10 protein-coding genes and 1 pseudogene are annotated in these 17,341 nt (G+C 61.3%); 3 read left to right on the forward strand and 8 right to left on the reverse strand.

Translation table 11 applies throughout. The annotated features are described in order from the left end of the window. Nucleotides 1-4 precede the first annotated feature (4 nt). Genes bcsA (AC6CWS_RS02490) through bcsR form a run of 3 tightly spaced genes read right to left on the reverse strand, consistent with a single transcriptional unit; the run spans nt 5 to nt 3,551 of the window. Entirely contained in the window at nt 5-2,623 is a 2,619-nt protein-coding gene (bcsA, locus tag AC6CWS_RS02490) for a UDP-forming cellulose synthase catalytic subunit (RefSeq protein ID WP_023291295.1), read from the reverse strand. Beyond that, nucleotides 2,620-3,351: a cellulose biosynthesis protein BcsQ gene (gene bcsQ / locus AC6CWS_RS02495; RefSeq protein ID WP_023291296.1), complete on the reverse strand. Its 732-nt coding sequence runs from the start codon at nt 3,349-3,351 to the stop codon at nt 2,620-2,622. Before bcsQ ends, bcsA (AC6CWS_RS02490) begins: the two co-directional genes overlap by 4 nt. An 11-nt stretch (nt 3,352-3,362) precedes the next feature. Then, on the reverse strand, nt 3,363-3,551 hold the full coding sequence (gene bcsR, locus AC6CWS_RS02500) for a cellulose biosynthesis protein BcsR (protein WP_023291297.1): 189 nt from the start codon (nt 3,549-3,551) through the stop codon (nt 3,363-3,365). Nucleotides 3,552-3,720: 169 nt separating this feature from the next. On the opposite strand from bcsR, the gene bcsE reads away from it, so the two are divergent. The 3 genes from bcsE to bcsG are packed head-to-tail and all read left to right on the forward strand — an operon-like array spanning nt 3,721 to nt 7,153. Next, nucleotides 3,721-5,274, forward strand: coding sequence for a cellulose biosynthesis protein BcsE (gene bcsE / locus AC6CWS_RS02505; protein WP_080901424.1), 1,554 nt, complete (start codon nt 3,721-3,723; stop codon nt 5,272-5,274). Next, the gene (gene bcsF, locus AC6CWS_RS02510) at nt 5,274-5,471 is read left to right on the forward strand and encodes a cellulose biosynthesis protein BcsF (RefSeq protein ID WP_004204976.1); all 198 of its coding nucleotides are present in this window, start codon (nt 5,274-5,276) and stop codon (nt 5,469-5,471) included. The genes bcsE and bcsF overlap by 1 nt, the downstream gene beginning before the upstream one ends. Beyond that, the gene (gene bcsG, locus AC6CWS_RS02515; RefSeq protein ID WP_065882869.1) at nt 5,468-7,153 is read left to right on the forward strand and encodes a cellulose biosynthesis protein BcsG; all 1,686 of its coding nucleotides are present in this window, start codon (nt 5,468-5,470) and stop codon (nt 7,151-7,153) included. Before bcsF ends, bcsG begins: the two co-directional genes overlap by 4 nt. Before the next feature lie 106 nt (nt 7,154-7,259). On the opposite strand, the gene AC6CWS_RS02520 is transcribed toward bcsG, so the two are convergent. The 5 genes and pseudogenes from AC6CWS_RS02520 to bcsA (AC6CWS_RS02540) all read right to left on the reverse strand — a co-directional run bounded on the left by AC6CWS_RS02520 (nt 7,260) and on the right by bcsA (AC6CWS_RS02540) (nt 17,335). Then, entirely contained in the window at nt 7,260-8,261 is a 1,002-nt protein-coding gene (locus AC6CWS_RS02520) for a family 8 glycosyl hydrolase (RefSeq protein WP_023291300.1), read from the reverse strand. 11 nt (nt 8,262-8,272) lie between these two features. Further along, complete coding sequence (gene bcsD / locus AC6CWS_RS02525; protein WP_004204979.1) at nt 8,273-8,749, reverse strand: cellulose biosynthesis protein BcsD; 477 nt, start codon at nt 8,747-8,749, stop codon at nt 8,273-8,275. Beyond that, nucleotides 8,749-12,801, reverse strand: a pseudogene (locus AC6CWS_RS02530) (cellulose biosynthesis protein BcsC). Before AC6CWS_RS02530 ends, bcsD begins: the two are co-directional and overlap by 1 nt. Continuing rightward, entirely contained in the window at nt 12,798-15,227 is a 2,430-nt protein-coding gene (bcsB, locus tag AC6CWS_RS02535; RefSeq protein ID WP_065882870.1) for a cellulose biosynthesis cyclic di-GMP-binding regulatory protein BcsB, read from the reverse strand. The pseudogene AC6CWS_RS02530 and the gene bcsB overlap by 4 nt, the downstream one beginning before the upstream one ends. Continuing rightward, nucleotides 15,224-17,335 carry a UDP-forming cellulose synthase catalytic subunit gene (gene bcsA / locus AC6CWS_RS02540; RefSeq protein ID WP_023291304.1) on the reverse strand — a complete coding sequence of 704 codons (2,112 nt, stop codon included), beginning with the start codon at nt 17,333-17,335 and terminating at the stop codon, nt 15,224-15,226. Before bcsA (AC6CWS_RS02540) ends, bcsB begins: the two co-directional genes overlap by 4 nt. Between the last annotated feature and the right edge of the window lie 6 nt (nt 17,336-17,341).

Raw genomic sequence — 17,341 nt, forward strand, 5'->3', positions numbered from 1 at the left:
ATCATCATTGTTGAGCCATTGCCGGGTCTGCGGAGAGCGTCGGCGCGGCGCGTTCAGGGCGTCGGGGTACAAACGACACTATCCATGCCACCAGCGAGGTGAGCGCGCGGAAAATGACCTTCACCGACGGCGGCGAAAACTCCGCCAGGTGACGGTAACCACGGAATCCCAGCTTGAGGATATCCAGCAGGCTTTCCATCGGCTTATCTTCCGGGAAGCTATCCTGCCAAAGCGCCCACGTATCGGCGCGGGCAAACGTACACTGCACAAAATCGATATGCTGCTGGTTGGTCAACGGCAGCAGCTGCAATCCCACTTCGTTGCCGTTTACCCGCGCGACCCGCACCGGGAAGACATACTCCTGCTGTCCCCGTTTGAGCAGCAGCCTGGCGTTCTGCCCCTCCAGCACCTGCGCGTCGCTGTGAATTTTGATCCCCAGCCCGCCGTCGGAATAGTCGTGAACGGTGCAGGAGAACAGATGGCCGTCATCGCGGGCGATGGCCGCCGGCATGCTCATTTCGACACGATGCGACCGGCGGACCTGCTTGCTTTCGACCGAGACCGCCACCGCGCCGCCAAGAATAATCAGGTTGTAGAACACCCAGACAATACTCACCCAGACGGTGAGAATTTCGTTTTCCGGGCCGTACATAAAGCGCCAGATCCCCACCGCGACGCCGACCAGGTTGAGCAGCACGAGGTAGATATAGGGCCGGGAGATCACCCAGTCGACATACTCCTCTTCCACCAGCCCACCCTTCGCGGTGACGTTGAATTTGCCTTTATGCGGGTTAATCAACGCCACAAAGGTGGGCGGCGCGATATACCAGGCGAGCACCGTCTCGTAGATTTCACTCCAGAACGAATGGCGGTATTTGCCCTGAATCTTCGAGTTGGTCAGGCTGGCGTGGATCATATGCGGCAGCACGAACAGCGCGATCATCAGCGCCGGCGCATAAATGATATAGGCATGGAGCAGCAAAAAGGCCAGCGGCGCCGTGAGGAAGATGAGGCGCGGAATACCGGAGAGGAAGTGGAGCATGGCGTTGGCGTAGCAGACGCGCTGCGCCAGCTTCAGCCCCTTGCCAAACAGCGGGTTATCGAGACGGAAAATCTGCACCATGCCGCGCGCCCAGCGGATGCGCTGGCCAATGTGCGCCGACAAACTCTCCGTCGCCAGCCCCGCCGCCTGCGGAATACGCATATAGGCGGAGGTGTAGCCGCGTCGGTGCAGGCGCAGCGAGGTGTGGGCATCTTCGGTCACCGTTTCGACGGCAATGCCGCCAATCTCGTCCAGAGGGCCGCGGCGGATCACGGCGCAGGAGCCGCAGAAGAAGGTGGCGTCCCACATATCGTTCCCGTCCTGCACCAGGCCGTAGAACAGGGTGCCTTCGTTCGGCGTTTTGCGAAAACGGCCAAGGTTGCGCTCAAAGGGGTCTGGCGAGAAGAAATGGTGCGGGGTCTGCATCATCGCCAGCTCTTTCTCTTTCAGGAACCAGCCCATGGTCATCTGCAGAAACGAGCGCGTCGGCACGTGGTCGCAGTCAAAGATCGAGACAAACTCCCCTTTGGCGTATTTCAGCGCATTGTTGATGTTACCGGCCTTGGCGTGCTCATGGCTGGTACGGGCGATGTAGTGCACCCCGACATCTTTGGCAAACTGGCGAAACGCTTCCCGTCCGCCGTCGTCGAGGATCCAGATGTTGAGCTTGTCCTTCGGCCAGTCGATGCCCTGCGAGGCATAGATGGTGTTTTTCACCACGTTGAGATCTTCGTTGTAGGTGGGGACGAAGATATCCACCGTCGGCCACAGATCCATGTCCTCCGGCAGCGGCACAGGTTGGCGGTTCAACGGCCAGACCACCTGGAAGTAGCCCAGCACCAGCACCACCCAGGCGTAGGTTTCGGCGAACAGCAAAATAATCCCGCACACCAGGCTTACCGGGTCGTTCCAGTTCAGCGTCGAGGTGTAGCGCCACCAGATATAGCGGCACGAGACCGTCAGCGACAGCACGATCAGCATCAGCGCCGAGAAGCGGCCGGGGATGCGCCGCACCAGCAGCGCCACGCCCCACAGCAGCATCAGGAAGATAAATTGCGACAGCGGGTTAAAGGGCTGCGTAATACACATCAGCGCCAGCACCAGCGAGCAGCAGGTCACCACTCCGAGGATTGCCCGGCGCAGTTTAGGATTGAGGTGCGCCAGCTCTTTCTGTTTATCCAGATGGCGGGTGCGGGCGTTAACCTGCTCAGGCAGTTTCTCCATCCATTGCGCGTAGCGACCGTGCACCCCTTCCAGCGCCGCCAGCGAACGCCAGTTGACCTTTTTCTCCGGCTCCGGCACGCGGGTCGCCAGCAGCCACAGGGATTGCAACAGATAGCGCAGCGGATCCAGGAGCCGTGGCCGGTGCGGATTAATATGGGGGAAATAGGTGTCATGGTGCGCCAGAATCGCCTGCCAGCGCGGCGTCTCCAGCGGCATGAGCGCCCAGACCAGCGATGCCCACAGGCAGCCAAGCGACGCCGACAGCCAGGAGGCGCCATGCTGCCGGTAGTCGTCATAGCGCGCGCGCAGCCGTTCCCCCACCGGCGGGGCCAACAGCAGCGTGCTGAGGCGGATCATACCGGCCTCCCGCCGGCATAGTGGATCAGGCACCAGTTCGCCAGGGTCAGCACCTCTTCCGCCGCCAGAGAGTCCTGGCGATACTCCCCAAGGGGCTGTTTTGCCGCCAGGCACTCGGCCATCGCCTCGTCGCGGTGAATGGTCACCGGCAGGATCCGCGGCTGGCTCTCGAGCCACAGCTGGTAGAGATCTTCCTGCAACTGGCTGCCGACCCGCAGATCGTTAATCAGAATATCGCTGTTGGCCGGAAAGGGCTGCTGGTGCAAACGGATATGGCTGTTGGCGTCGGGATGGACCACCACCAGCGAGCGGTCGCAGAGCGTCAGCAGCTCGCGGGTCAACGGCGAATAGCCCGCCGGCAGATCCAGCAGCAGCCAGCGGTACTGGCCCTGCAGCTGCTGTACCGCCTCCGTCATCGCTCCCAGGGTGGGCAACAGCTGGTCGACGTTTTCTCTTTCGCCCGCGCTGAGCTGGCCAAACGGCAGCAGATCGATATGTTGCGTATAGCGCAGACCCGCGTCGCGCCAGTCACGGCCGTCAAGCAGCGACCGGGCCCAGCCGTCCTGATGATGGATATCGGTGTTGAAAAAAAAGCGCAGCATATTATCCGGGCTGGCGTCGATCGCCAGCACGCTTTCACCGAGCAATTGCAGCGCCCAGGCGAGTGCAGCCGTAATGGACGTGACGCCAGTTCCCCCGCGCACGCCCTGTAACCCCAGAATAGCCATCTCCGGCTTCCTTATTTTTTCTCTGCAAACTCTGCCAGCAGCGGCCAGCGCTTCAGCGCTGCGTTCAGCTGTTCACGCCTCGAAATATCATGATAATCAATATCCGGCAGGGAAAATGCCCGGCTTAGCGCCAAAAAATCATTTTGAAAGGTGTACCCCAGCGTGGCGTCCGTGGGTACGACAGGATCTTTTGCTGGCATATCTCTGTCCGTTCGAAATTTATTATTAAACCAGAGGACGTATACAGCGCATCCTTAAAAAGCAGGTGTACATGCTAAAACTGATGACCTTTAATTTCAATGTTAGGTTTACTCTGTCAGTTTCGCTAGTAAACTTATCCAGTGTGAATCAGGGCGCACGAGGGATGCCGTGGATAGTGTATTTACTTTGGGTATTTCATCATTATGGGATGAAGTGTGCCATATGCCGGTCGGCGGGGTATGGTGGCTCAACGTTGACCGTTATGCCGATGCCGTCAGTCTGGTTAATCGGACGCTGGCCGCGCAGGCGAAAAACAGCAAAGTTGCCGCGCTGGTCATGGGTGATAAACCTGATGATATCATTTCATTAGATAGCATTCATGGCCCGAATAATATCGCGCTGTTTACCCTGCCGAATCGCCCGGAGGCGCTGGAAGAAATACATCGTGATTTAGTCTGCTCCCTCGAGCCTGGCAATTATTTGTTTATTCTGCTATGCGCTGAAAATGCCTGGCAAAATATAAATAATGAAAAGTTATGCGCCTGGGTGGAAAAAACCAGTCGCTGGGCGCAATATCATCGCTGCGCGTTCTTAGCGATCAATCCCGCCCAGGATATCGATCGGCAACTCACCCCATTATTACGCGCGTACCGATCCCTTTCCGGTCTGGCAAGTATTCGCTACCAGGGCGACCGCCATCTTTTTGATATTGCCTGGTGGGGAAGCGATAAAGGCATCAGCGCCCAGCAGCAGCTGATGGTGCAACACGACGACGCCGGCTGGCGATTAGCGCAGGATGCTGAAACCAGCGTGCAGCCGCGTAGCGACGAAAAAGCGATCCTCAGCCATGTGCGCGTCCTCGAAGGCGCCCCGCCGCTCTCGGAATACTGGACCCTGTTCGATACCAATGACGAGGTCTTCAACGCCGGGCGCACTGCGCAGGCGGCGACGATCCTCTTCTCCATTACCCAGAATACGCAAATTGAACAGCTGGGGCGCTATATTCATACCCTGCGTCGTCAGCGCGGCACCGCGCTGAAAATTATTGTCCGCGAACAAACCCCCAGCCTGCGCGCGACCGATGAGCGGCTGCTGCTCAGCAGCGGCGCCAGCCTGGTGATCCCCAACAGCGCGTCGCTTTCCCGCTGCCTGACGCTGATTGAAAGCGTACAGAACCAAAAGTTCTCCCGGCGTATCCCGGAAGATTTTGCCACCCTGCTCACCTGGAGCCAGCCGTTAAAGCTGCGGGGCTATCAGAAATGGGACGCCTTTTGCGAAGCGGTGCACAACGTGATGACCAATACCCTGCTGCCGGCCGACAGCAAAGGCGTGATGGTGGCCCTGCGCCCGGCGCCGGGGCTGCGCGTCGAGCAGGCGCTGACGTTATGCAAACCCAACCGGATGGGCGACATTATGACCATCGGCAATAACCGGCTGGTGCTGTTCTTGTCATTTTGCCGAATCAATGACCTCGACACCGCGCTAAATCATATTTTCCCGCTGCCGACCGGCGATATTTTTTCTAACCGCATGGTGTGGTTTGAAGACAAACAGATCCTCTCGGAAATCGTGATCATGCGCGGCGTCGAGCCGGCGCGCTGGAACACGCCGCTGCCCCTCTCGGTCGGTAAAAACGAGACCATCAACGCCACCCACGATGGACGCCACTGGCGACGCTATCCCGAACCACACCGGTTAACCACCCGTGAGGAGCAAGCCTGATGATGTCTATCGCCGATATTCTGCAACTGGTGGTGCTCTGCGCCCTGCTGTTTTTTCCGCTGGGCTACCTGACGCGCCACTATCAGCGCCGGATCCGCACGACGTTAAGATTGATGTTCTTTAAACCCCGTTACGTGAAACCGGCAGGGGTATTACGCCGGGGAACAACGGTTAAGCAAGGCAAAGCGAATAAATGACAAATAAAAAAACGACCGCGGCACCGCTTCCGCTCTGGCAGTACTGGCGCGGCCTTGGCGGCTGGAACTTATACTTTCTGGTCAAGTTTGCCCTGCTGTGGGCCGGGTATCTCAATTTCCACCCGATGCTGAACCTGGTGTTTCTCGCCTTTCTGCTGGTGCCGATCCCGCGTGAAAAGCTGCACCGCATCCGCCACTGGATCGCCATTCCGCTCGGCTTCGCGCTGTTCTGGCATGATACCTGGCTGCCCGGGCCGGAGACGCTGCTTAGCCAGGGCTCGCAAATCGCCGGCTTCAGCGCCAGCTATATCTGGGATCTGATTGTCCGCTTTATCAACTGGAGCATGGTCGGCGCCTTCTTTGTTTTGCTGGTGCTATGGCTGTTTATCAGCCAGTGGCTGCGCGTTACCGTGTTTGTCTCCGCGATGGTCGTCTGGCAGGCGGTCAGCCCGTTGCTGCCGGCCTTTACCATTTGGCCTGCCGGTCAGCCCACCACCGCCGCCGCCACCGCGCCGGCCAACGTCGGGACCAACGCCGCCGCTGGCGCCGCGTCCAGCCCCGCCAGCCCGGCCAGCAGCGATATTCCGCCGCAGACCGAGCCGCCGACCTCGGCCAACCTCACCAACTGGCTGAACGGTTTCTATGCCGCCGAGCAGAAGCGCAAGACGCCGTTCCCGGACCAGCTGCCGGCGGATGCGCAGCCGTTTGACCTGCTGGTGATCAATATCTGCTCGCTCTCCTGGTCGGATATTGAAGCCGCCGGGCTGATGGACCACCCGCTGTGGAAGCATTTCGATATCGTCTTCAAAAACTTTAACTCCGCGACCTCCTACAGCGGACCGGCGGCGGTGCGCCTGCTGCGCGCCAGCTGCGGCCAGCTGTCGCATACCAACCTGTATCAGCCGTCCGGCGCCGATTGCTACCTGTTTGAAAACCTGGCGAAACTCGGCTTCAACCAGCAGCTGATGCTCGGCCACAACGGCCTGTTCGGCGACTTCCTGAAAGAGCTGCGTTCACTGGGCGGCATGCAGAGCCCGCTGATGGACCAGAGCGGTCTGCCGGTCAGCCTGCAGGCGTTTGACGGCTCGCCGGTGTACGAGGATCTGGCGGTCCTCAACCGCTGGCTGAAGACCGAAGAGGCCAGCAGCAATCCGTGGAGCGCCACATTCTATAACACCCTGCCGCTGCATGACGGCAACCACTTCCCGGGACAAAGCAAAACCGCGGACTACAAAGTGCGCGCGCAAAAGCTGTTTGACGACCTGGATAACTTCTTCACCGAGCTGGAAAAATCGGGGCGGAAGGTGATGGTGGTGGTGGTGCCGGAACACGGCGGCGCGCTGAAGGGCGATAAGATGCAGGTGTCTGGCCTGCGGGATATCCCGAGCCCGTCGATCACTAACGTCCCGACGGCGGTGAAATTCTTCGGCATGAAGGCGCCGCATGAAGGCGCGCCGATTATCATCGATCAGCCCAGCAGCTACCTGGCGGTGTCGGAGCTGGTGGTGCGCGCCCTCGACGGCAAAATGTTCAGCGAAGAGAGCGTCAACTGGCAGCAGTATGTCGCCAACCTGCCGCAGAGCGCGGCGGTGTCCGAAAACGCCAACGCCATCGTTATCCAGTATCAGGGCAAGCCGTATGTCCAGCTGAATGGCGGAAGCTGGGTGCCTTATCCGCAATAAGCGACAAGGCCGCCCATGCTGGCGGCCTGACATCGTGAGACGTTCCTGCTCTTCCCTCTCAGCCCGCAGGCATACGGGCTGAGAGGCCTGCAAAGCCATCACCGCGCTAGCGCTGATCCTGTTTCGCCAGCCAGACCAGCAGCTTGAGGCTGGCGGAGTAATAATCATCCTTGTCGTCAATCTGCGGCGCTTCCTGCGGTTCGCCAAGCGTTAAATCACGCACCGCCAGCAGGCCGCCGGCCATATTCCACGGGGCGACCTCGTTGGTGCTAACGTTGATCCACGCCGGGGTTTGCAGACGCGGGTAACTCTGCATCCAGGCTTTCCATGGCGCGAGCAAGGCGCTATGCGGATCGACCCACGAGATATACAGCGGAATACGGATCGCATCGAAACTCATCCGCGGCGGCCACTCTTTGGCCGGCAGCATTTTGCCATCCGCCCGCAGCGCCACCCAGTCGCTGGGCAGGTGCGATTTCCCCCAGCCCATCTGCCCCAGCAGCGCCTGCCCGTCACTCTGCAATGTCCGCCAGGCGGTCAGGTGCGTCCGCTCCGCAAAGGCGCGCCAGGCCGGGAAGATGAAATAGGAGGGGTTAAGGTTCAGGTGGTCGTTGCGGTTGAACCCCTTCACCCCCGGGAGCATCACCTGGCGACCGGCGAAAGTCACCACCGTATATTTCAGCAGGGAGGCGGTGATGGCATCGGAGGCCGTCGCGTAGCGCTTGTCCTGCCACTGCTTTTGCGCGCGCAGCAGCGCCCAGGCGATCAGGGTATCGCCATCGGTGGCGTTGTTTTTATCGGCGATCGGGTCCGGCGCCACCGGGTTATAGCGCCAGTAAAACAGCCCGTTAGACTTGTCGCGCAGGGTGCTGTCCGTCCACTGCCACAGTTTGTCGAACGCCGGGCGATCGTTATTCGCCACCGCCAGGAGCATGGCGAAACCCTGGCCTTCCGTATGCGACACATTGCCATTGGCGGTATCAATGATACGACCGTCCGGCATCATAAAACGGGCCTTATAGCGCTCCCATGCCGTATCCGCCCACGCCCGGGGCACCAGCATCACTGCCGTTGTCACTATCACCGCCACTAAAGCACGCAGGGGCATAAATTCACTCTTTATGGATGGTAGTAAAGAAACTGAACGTCAGAGACGGAGAACACCCGCTCACGCTGCAATATCACGTGAGCACTGCCTCCCTGACTCTGCAGCCAGCGAGAATATAACCCCTCGAGTATGGCACAGAACGCGTTGCACCAGCGCACGCGCCCCGCGTCGTCGCGGCTGACCGGCAACGCCTGATGGCGCAGGCGCAGGCCATCCTCGCCGACGTCGATGGTCACCACCCCCCAGTGGAAATGGGTCAACAGCCGGTTGATATTCGCCTCCAGCTCCCCGACGGTCTCCGACGCCGGCAGCGGATGGGTCTCCGCCAGCGAAGCGCCCATCTGACGCAGGAACGGCTGGCTCTCCAGCTCACCGGCATTATTGAGCATACCTTCGACCATAATAATCAACAGATCGAACCATCCGGCAGGCGTCTGCTGCTGCTGAAACCAGGTCATCACCACCGGGTTATTGTTCTCCGTCATCATCAATGATCTCCTAACATATAGCGAATATAGAGCCCGGCGGTGCTTTCGTTATAATCCCCGAAGGTGTCATAGCCAATCTGGCCCCCCAGCGTCATCTGTTTGTTGACCTTGTAATCCGCCCCGGCGCGCAGGGTATAGCCGATGCCGCTCTTCGAGGTCGCGGAATAGTAGGCTTCCTTGGCAAACCCGTTGCTTACCGCCGTCTCCAGGGTTTGCTGCCACTCCGAATTGGTCGGGAAATAGGCGCTCTTATCCTGGCTGTAAGACTGGTAGCCCACCGAGCCGCCGAGCTTCATGGTCCAGTTATCATATTTCTCCGTCAGACTGACCGGTAGCGACACGCTGACGTAGTTTTGCGGACTAAAGTAGCCCCCCTGGCCATAGGTGAAGTAGCTGAGGTTTTTGGAGTAATCCATATAGCTCATGCTCAACCCGGCCTGCAGCTGGCGGTATTCGTCATGATAGGGCCGCAGATAGACCCCGGCATTGGCGTTGATGCTGGTGTTGCTGGCGACGTTCTGTCCGAGATAGCTGTATCCGCCGCCGCCAACGTAGAAGCCCGCATCGCCGTCGTCATAGCTCAGCTGCAGGGTGCCGCCGTTTTTCGTCACCTGCCCCCAGTTTTTCCCGGAATAGGCATCCTTCAGACCGACATAAGAAAGCAGGCTGTCGGTCAGCGAGCGGCGTTCGCCGGTGAGGATCAGCGACAGATAGTTGGTCAGCTTGGGCGACCATTTCACCCCGCCGACAACGGTATTAAGATCCTGGCCCAGCGGCGTGCTGCCGATATCGACCCGGTAATCGTCACCGCTTAGCGCCAGCGCCAGTTCGACGCCGTTGGCCTTCTGCGAATCGGTCGAGCCGCTGGTCTGGTCAACGTTCGGCTTGCGGCTGGACGAGGAGAGATAGCTGGCCACCTGCCCCGAATCATAGCTCCCGAGCTTGGCCAGGTTTTCCATCCCGCTGCTGGTGGTCGGATTGAAATCCGCCGCGTTCAGGGTGCCGAGGCCGCTTAACGCCTCCGCGCCCGGATTGCTGGCAAAATAGGCCGTCCGCTCCGCCTCGGTCATCGCGGCGATCGCCGCCTGCTCGCTGGTGGCGGTACTCACCATATTGGAGACCGCATTAGCCAGCGGGTTGGCGCCGTAGCGACGCCAGGCGTCGCCGCTGGCGGTCCCGGCGTTTAACGACACCGGGGTGACGGTAAAGTCAAAGCGCGAGTCGCCAAACGGCGAGGAGGACCAGGTCAGCGGCGTTCTGAGCTCCGTCAGCTTGCTGGTGCCCGATTCGCCGTCGCGTCCGCGCACGTCCATTCCCCCCTGCAGCCAGCTGCCGGTTTTCTCCTGCAGCGACTCCATCATGGTGTCCACCTGACGCAGCATCCGCGTCTGGGCGGTGTCCACCGGCAGATCGGTGCGCTGGATCCCCGGCAGCGAGGAGCCGGGCGCGGCGGCCGACTGGGCGACCTGCCACGGCATATACTGGCCGTAGGCGGAGGCCGTCCGCGTCGGCGCCGACGTTTGCGACACGCCGATAAAGGGGTTATCCGCCGCCAGCACCCCGCCGACGGTCGGCGTTTCGCTGCTGTTGGTGCTTTGCATGCCCAGCAGTTTGCCGCGGGCGCTGCGCAGGTAGGTCATCGCCTGCTGATGATGCCCCTGGGCCTCCGCCACTCTCGCCAGCAGCAGCAGGCGATCCGGGGAGTTATCCTGACGCAAGCCGCCGGCCAGCTGTTCAGCGCGATCGTTGTTCCCCGCCGACAGCGCCACGTCGATGGCCCCGGCGCGCGCATCCTGGTTCGGCGTATCGCGCGTCATCAGGTAGTCATAGACCACCCCGGCCTCTTTGTTCATTTTGCCGCTCTGGTACAGCCGCGCCATGGCGAACATCAGATCGGTGTTTTGCGGATCGCTTTGCATGGCGCGGATCAGCTTGTCATACGCCGCGGCGTAATTGCCCTGCTCGCGCAGGCGATCGGCCTCGTTGATCACATAGCCATTGCGAATGCTCGCCAGCTGCGTCGGCGTACTGCTGGCCTGCAGCTGCGGATTGCTGATCAGGTTCTGCGCCTCGCCGGTCAGCCCGGCCTGGTTCAGGACGGCGATCTGATCGGCGTAATCGCCGGCGTTGCCGGACACCCCGCCGCTGATATTGTTGCGCACCAGCGATACCGCGGTGGTCAGGTCGCCGCTCTCGGCCAGCAGCCGCGCCAGCTTGCCGGCGTCCGCCGGGGCTTTCGGCGGCGTAGAGGCCATCGCCCGCAGGGTATTGCTGGCGGCGATGGTATTGCCCTGCGCCAGGTAGTTTTCGGCCGTCACCAGCTGCAGGTTGTAGTTCACCCGCTGACGTAAATCGCGCATGTCGCTGGTCTGGCTGCCGCCGGGAATGCGCGACAGCAGCGTCTGCGCCTGCTGCCAGGCGCCGTTTTCGCTGGCGAACAGCGCGGCGGCATACAGCGCGCTGTTGCTGGCGCCGGGGCGATAGGCCGCCGACATCAGCGAAGAGGCCTCGCTGGCGTTACCCGATTTTTGCAGCAGTCGGGCCAGATCGAGACGCAGCCAGGGATCGTCCGGATAGCGGGCGACGCCCTGGCGCAGGGTGGCAATGGCGCCGGCTGGGTTACCGCTGCTGACCTGCGCCTGGGCCTGACGGCGCAGGGCGTCGCCCGGGACGCCGGCCACCACTCGCGGCTGCAGTTTTTGCTGCAGACTCTGCGGCAGCGTCTGCAGCATCGCCTGCGCCTCGGCGGATTTATTCTGCTCGCGCAGCACGTAGTAGAGGTTTTCCCGCGCTGCCGCATTCTGTGGATCGTCGTTTAACAGTGAGCGCAGCGTTTGCTCGGCCTGGGGTAAATCTTTGTTATGCCGCAGCACATCGGCGCGAAACAGCTTCGCCGAGGCGCCCCGCGCCCCGCTCTGCTGCGCCAGCGGCGCGGAGAGCGCCAGCGCCTGGCTGATATTGCCCTGCTTATAGGCCTGCTGGGCCTGCGCCAGCTGGCCGTAGAACAGGGCATCGGCCGCCTGCTGACGGCGGGTCGCCGAAGCGTCGCCGCCGAGATCCGCCGCCCGGCTCAGATATTGTGACGCGGCCTGGTAGTCGCCGCTGCGCTGGGCGATATAGCCCATGCCCGCCAGCGCATCGGCATCCTGCGGGTTGGTCTGCAATACCTCTTCAAACTGCTGTTTCGCGGCAGCGGTATTGCCGCTGTTGAGATTGGCGTAGCCCTGGCCGCGGGCCTGACCGCTGCGCCGTTCACGAAAGTAGTCCTGAACTTCGCTATCCTGCGGATGCCGCTGCATCCAGGTATCGTAATACTGCTCATCCCCGGCCTGCGGGCCCAGCCAGAGCAAGGCCTGACGCAAGCCGCTGTCCGCCTCTTTATTGCCGCTGGCCATCGGCTCGAGCAGGGCGATCCCTTCCCGACGGGTCTCTTCCCGCCAGGTTAACGCTTAGCCCAGCGCCACCCGCGGGGCGTTCTCCTGCGGATGCTGCGCCACGTACTGCCGCAGTTCGCTGATGGCCTGCGGATAAAGCGATTTGTCGCTGGCCATGGTCAGGTAATATTCCGCCGCCAGCCCGGCAGGCGGCGTATTGCCATTGAACATGCTGCGCCAGGTCGCCAGCGCCCCGGGGATATTGCCGCCGCGCGCCTGCTGGCGGGCCAGGCTGAGCTGGCCCTGCGGCACCTGCGACATCTTTTTGGCGTTGTCCAGATCCTGCAGGCCCGGGCTATCCGGCGCCGCTTTCGCCAGCCGCGCGCGCCACTGCGCCGCCGCCTGCATATCGCCGCCCTGCTGCGACCAGAGCGCCATCAGATACAGCGCCTGGGTGTTGTTGGCATCCACCGAGAGCACCTTCTGCAGGGACTCCATCGCCAGCTCGTCATGGGATTTCTCATGCCAATAGTTGGCCTGGGCGAACAGCGCCTGCAGCGCCGCGTCGTTACCCGCCGCCAGCGCGCCGCCAGAGGCGCCGAGAGCCAGGGCGCCGGTGAGGCAGAATGTGGTGAGCCGCCGGGAGCTTTTCATCGTTATCGTTATCTTTCTTTTCATTGGTTATCCCCCGAACCCAGACGCTTACGGGCGTGACGTTTAAACATCGCGGTCAGCGCCAGTCCCATTATCGAGGTGGCAATCAGCCCCAGCAGGGCGAGGAAACCGGAGTGCTGGCTGGCATACCAGACCGCCATCATGTACCACGGCATCTGACCGCTGGGGAACGGCGTACTCACCTGGAAACTGCGCACCCCGTTATCGCTGGTGATCACCGCGGTATCGCCACGGATCCCGGCGTTGATGCGCGGTGAGTCCAGATCGTTTTTCAGTCGCGCCAGCTGATCATCATTGCTGGCCATCGCCACCACCACCAGCCGGGCGGGGTTCCACGGCGAACGATAGCTGATAAACCCGCGCCAGGCGCTGCTGGACGAGAAGTAGCGATCGGCGTCGAGGCTGGCGGAGGTCCAGTCGCCGGTGAGCCGGCGCTGCGCTTTTTGCCACAGATCGGGCTCGCGAACGCTCAGCACATTATCCACCGGGCGGTACGGTGAATCGGCCAGCAGGCTCTGGTTGAAGGCCTGCTGATCGAGAGCGGTGACCGCCAGCACGTCACGTTCGCGCAGCGACTGCAAATCCCCGCCGCCGGTGGGCATCCCGAGAACGACGCGGTTATTCGCCAGCGCGGTGCCGGTCGCATTCCCGGAGCGCGCGGCCAGATTCAGCAGGGTCGCCACCTGGGTCTCAGACGGTTCCGCCGGCAGCAGGAGCGTCGTTTGCGAATAGTCCGCCAGCCGCGAGAAGGGGAACGAGGCGCCGACGAAATAGGAGAGGTTTGGCAGCAGCGAGAAGTGTCGCGTCTTGCTCAAATCAATCCAGGAGTCGTCAGTGATGCGGCTCTTGATATTGTTATTCAGCAGCACCTGGCACGGAACATCGTCCTTCGGCACCACATTGAAGTACATCGACAGCTGGTTATCGCCGTAGATCAGGTAGGGGGCCAGCGGGATGGTAAAGCGCTCCTGGCGCGCATCCCCGCCGAGGTGGCGCCAGACTTTCTCCAGCGGCCCCTGCTTGTTCATCGGCAGGTTGTTGAGGAAGGTGCCATTGAGCGTGACGCTCAGCAGGGACTTATCCTCATTGATCCAGTTTTCCGACGGGAAGCGGTAGCCAACCTGCAGCGGGATCGTCTCGCCATCCCACAGATAGAGGTCCGGGGCGGCGCGGAAGGCGATACGTAAAGGTTCATGCCAGACGCCGCTGACGGTCGGGCTTTGATCCTTACGCAGCAGTTCGCTGAGCCTGACCGGACGATCGGTGGGGATCCAGCGCGGGGCATCATACGCTTTGCCAACCGGGATGGTCTGCGGCTCGACATCCAGCGTCGCGGTTTGCGGCGCAAAGTTACCGCGGGTTAACCGCCAGGCAGCCATGCGCAGCGCGGTATCGTTTTTGCCGACGATCAACAGCAGCTTATAGGCCGGATTGGCGGGATTGGCGATGATGCGCAGCAGCGGCTTATCGGTTTCCGGCAGCGTCATACCGCCCACCTGCTCGCCCGGATGGCCAATCACGATGCCATGGCGTTCCGGCAGGCGGTCGCGCAGCGCGCTGAAGGCGATGCCGCGATAGTCCGCCTGGATACCCAGCCAGGAGGAGACCAGCGCCGCGGCGCTGAAGACGTCGGCCGACGGCTTCGCTCCATAGGAAACGGCGATGTCCGCCGGCGTCATCTGCATGCTGTCGAAGAAGGGACGCGGGAAGTGGCTCAGGTCGTCGCTGATGTTCAACTGCTGGCTTTCCCAGCTGAAATGCGACGTGGGCAGCACCGTGACCCGCGACGAATCATGAATGTCACGCTGGCACTGCAGGGTATCGCCATCGTTGATCTTCACGCTCAGGTTATTGCTGGAGACCATCAGCGCGGGCGGGATATCCAGCTGATAATGGGAGACATCCTCGCCATCGGCGCCCAGCGGCAGGGTGCCGAGCGGTTGACCGTTGAGCATCAGCTGCAGGGTGGCGTTGCGGCTCGCCATTTCCGGCGATACGCGAACGGCAAGGCTGAGCTGCGAATGGATCACTACCTGATCGGAAGGCAGGGTAAAGCTGACGCCCCCCTGCCGCTGACCGCCGCTGAGGATAATGCCGTCCGGCATCCCCATCTGCGCCAGATTCAGGTCGCCTCCCCAGACCGGGGCGACAGGAATGACCTCCGGCGCGGCCGTACCGCTCACCGGCGGGGGTAAGTCCGGCATATCCGGCGCAGGGGCCGTCGCCGCCGCATCGCCGGCGGTGGCAGGGGCTGCCGGAGAGGCGCCCTCCTCCGGCGAGGCAGCCGGGGGTTCGTCGCCTGGCTCGCTGTCCGCCGCGCCGTTGAGCTGCGGGAAGCTCAGCGGGGCGGCGGCGCCCGGTTCTTCACTGTGCAGCGCAGGCGCAGAGAGCATCCCTGCCAGCAGTGCCAGCGTCGTTAATCGCTTCATAACGTGCCATCCTCCTGCGCCGTTTTCGCCACTGTTGCCCGATTGCGCTGGCTGCGACGGGTTTTCCACGTCAGCCAGAACAGTTCGAACACGCAGCGTAAAATGGTGAAGAAGGAGCGGAACGGGTTATCCTGCGGGCGCGGCGGATTAATCCAGGCATCCGCGCGGGCCAGCACCACGCGCACCAGTTCACGGCGGCGCGAAAGCGGAATATCTTCATCAAACTTGAGGCGCAGGAAGCGCTCGTCAGAGGTGACCAGCTGCGCCGGGATCGAAATAGCCCCGGACTGCAGGATCAGCTCAATCTCTTCGATATCATCCTCCAGATGGCGCGTATCCGGCGCCACCACGCGGCAGCCGCCCATCGACAGATCCTCGGTATGGCTGCGGGAAACGATGCCGCTGGCGTAATGGATCACCACCGGAATATCGACATCGATACGAATGGTTTTCCGCACCTGCCGCGTTTCGCGCGCTACGGCAATCGCCGCCAGCAGGAAGATCAGACTGTAGATCCCCCATCCGACGTTGAGGGCGATAACGTTGGGGTCCGATCCAAAGTAGTCATGACCAATCGCCCGGACGATGCCGACGATCACCCCCAGCGCCAGCAGGCAGGCCACCACCAGATGCGGGCGCACCACGGTGAAATCGAAGTAGCCGACGTCCAGCAGGCCGCCCTTATCGGTGACGTTGAATTTGCCGCGCTTGGGGAAAATCATCGTCACCAGGGTCGGCAGCACCAGGTGGAAAGCCAGCACAATATCGTAGATTTCCCCCCAGAAGCTGTAGCGGTAGCGGCCGTTCATTCGCGAACCGACGTAGATGGCGAGAAACAGGTGCGGCAGCGCATAAGAGACGATCAGGCTCGCTGATGAGTAAATAATATTGAGGTTAAACAGCAGGTAAGCCAGCGGGGCGGTGACAAACACCACCCTCGGAAGCGCGAACTGGTAGTAGAGCATGGCGCTGAGATAGCACAAGCGCTGCTGGAAGGTCAGCCCGCGGCCAAACAGCGGGTTATCAACGCGAAAAATCTGCGTCATCCCGCGCGCCCAGCGAGTACGCTGGATAACGTGCACCACCAGGCGCTCGGTGGCGAGGCCAGCCGCCAGCGGAATATCGAGAAAGGCCGATTTCCACCCAAGGCGCTGGAACTTGAGCGCCGTATGGGCGTCCTCGGTGACCGTTTCGACGGCGAAACCGCCGATCTGCGCCAGCGCCTCGCGGCGGATCACCGCGCAGGAGCCGCAGAAAAAGGTGGCGTTCCAGTTATCGTTGCCCTGCTGAATCGGGCCATAGAACAGCATCCCTTCGTTCGGAATATTGCGCCCGACGGAGAGGTTGCGCTCGAACGGATCCGGGGAATAGAAGTAGTGCGGCGTCTGCACCAGCGCCAGCATCGGATCTTTCAGAAAGCCGCCGACGGTGGCCTGCAGAAACACGCGCGTGGCGACGTGGTCGCAGTCGAAGACGCAGATAAGCTCTCCCTGGGTCAGGGTCAGCGCGTGGTTGAGGTTCCCCGCTTTGGCGTGCTTGTTGTCGTTGCGGGTAATATAGCCCACTCCGACGTCGGCGGCGAACACGGCAAACTCGCTGCGCTTACCGTCATCCAGAAGATAGATTTTCATTTTATCTTTTGGATAATCAATACATTGTGCCGCGAGGACAGTGTCACGCACCACCTCCAGCGGTTCGTTATAGCTCGGAATATAGATATCGACCGTCGGCCACTTGCTCATATCATCCGGCAGCGGAACAATGCCGCGCTTCAGCGGCCAGACCGTCTGCAGATAGTTAAGCAGCAGCATTACCCAGATATAGACTTCCGCCAGAAAGAGCCCCATGCCGAGAATGGTTTCAATGGCTGAGTTGAAGTGCAGGGTCTGCGTGAGGCGAAAATACATGTAACGGGTGGACATCAGCAGCGAAGTGACGACCATGATCACCGAGATGCTGCGCCGTTTGCTGAAACCCATCAGAAACAGAATACCAATGCTCAGCAGACCAAAGATGTACTGCTTCTGGCTGTCCATCGGCGTGATCACTACCAGCACGGCGACCGGAGAGAGCACCAGCGCCAGCAACCAAAAAAGAGATTTTTTCATTCAGCA

The sequence above is a fragment of the Klebsiella sp. M041 genome (assembly GCF_059759695.1).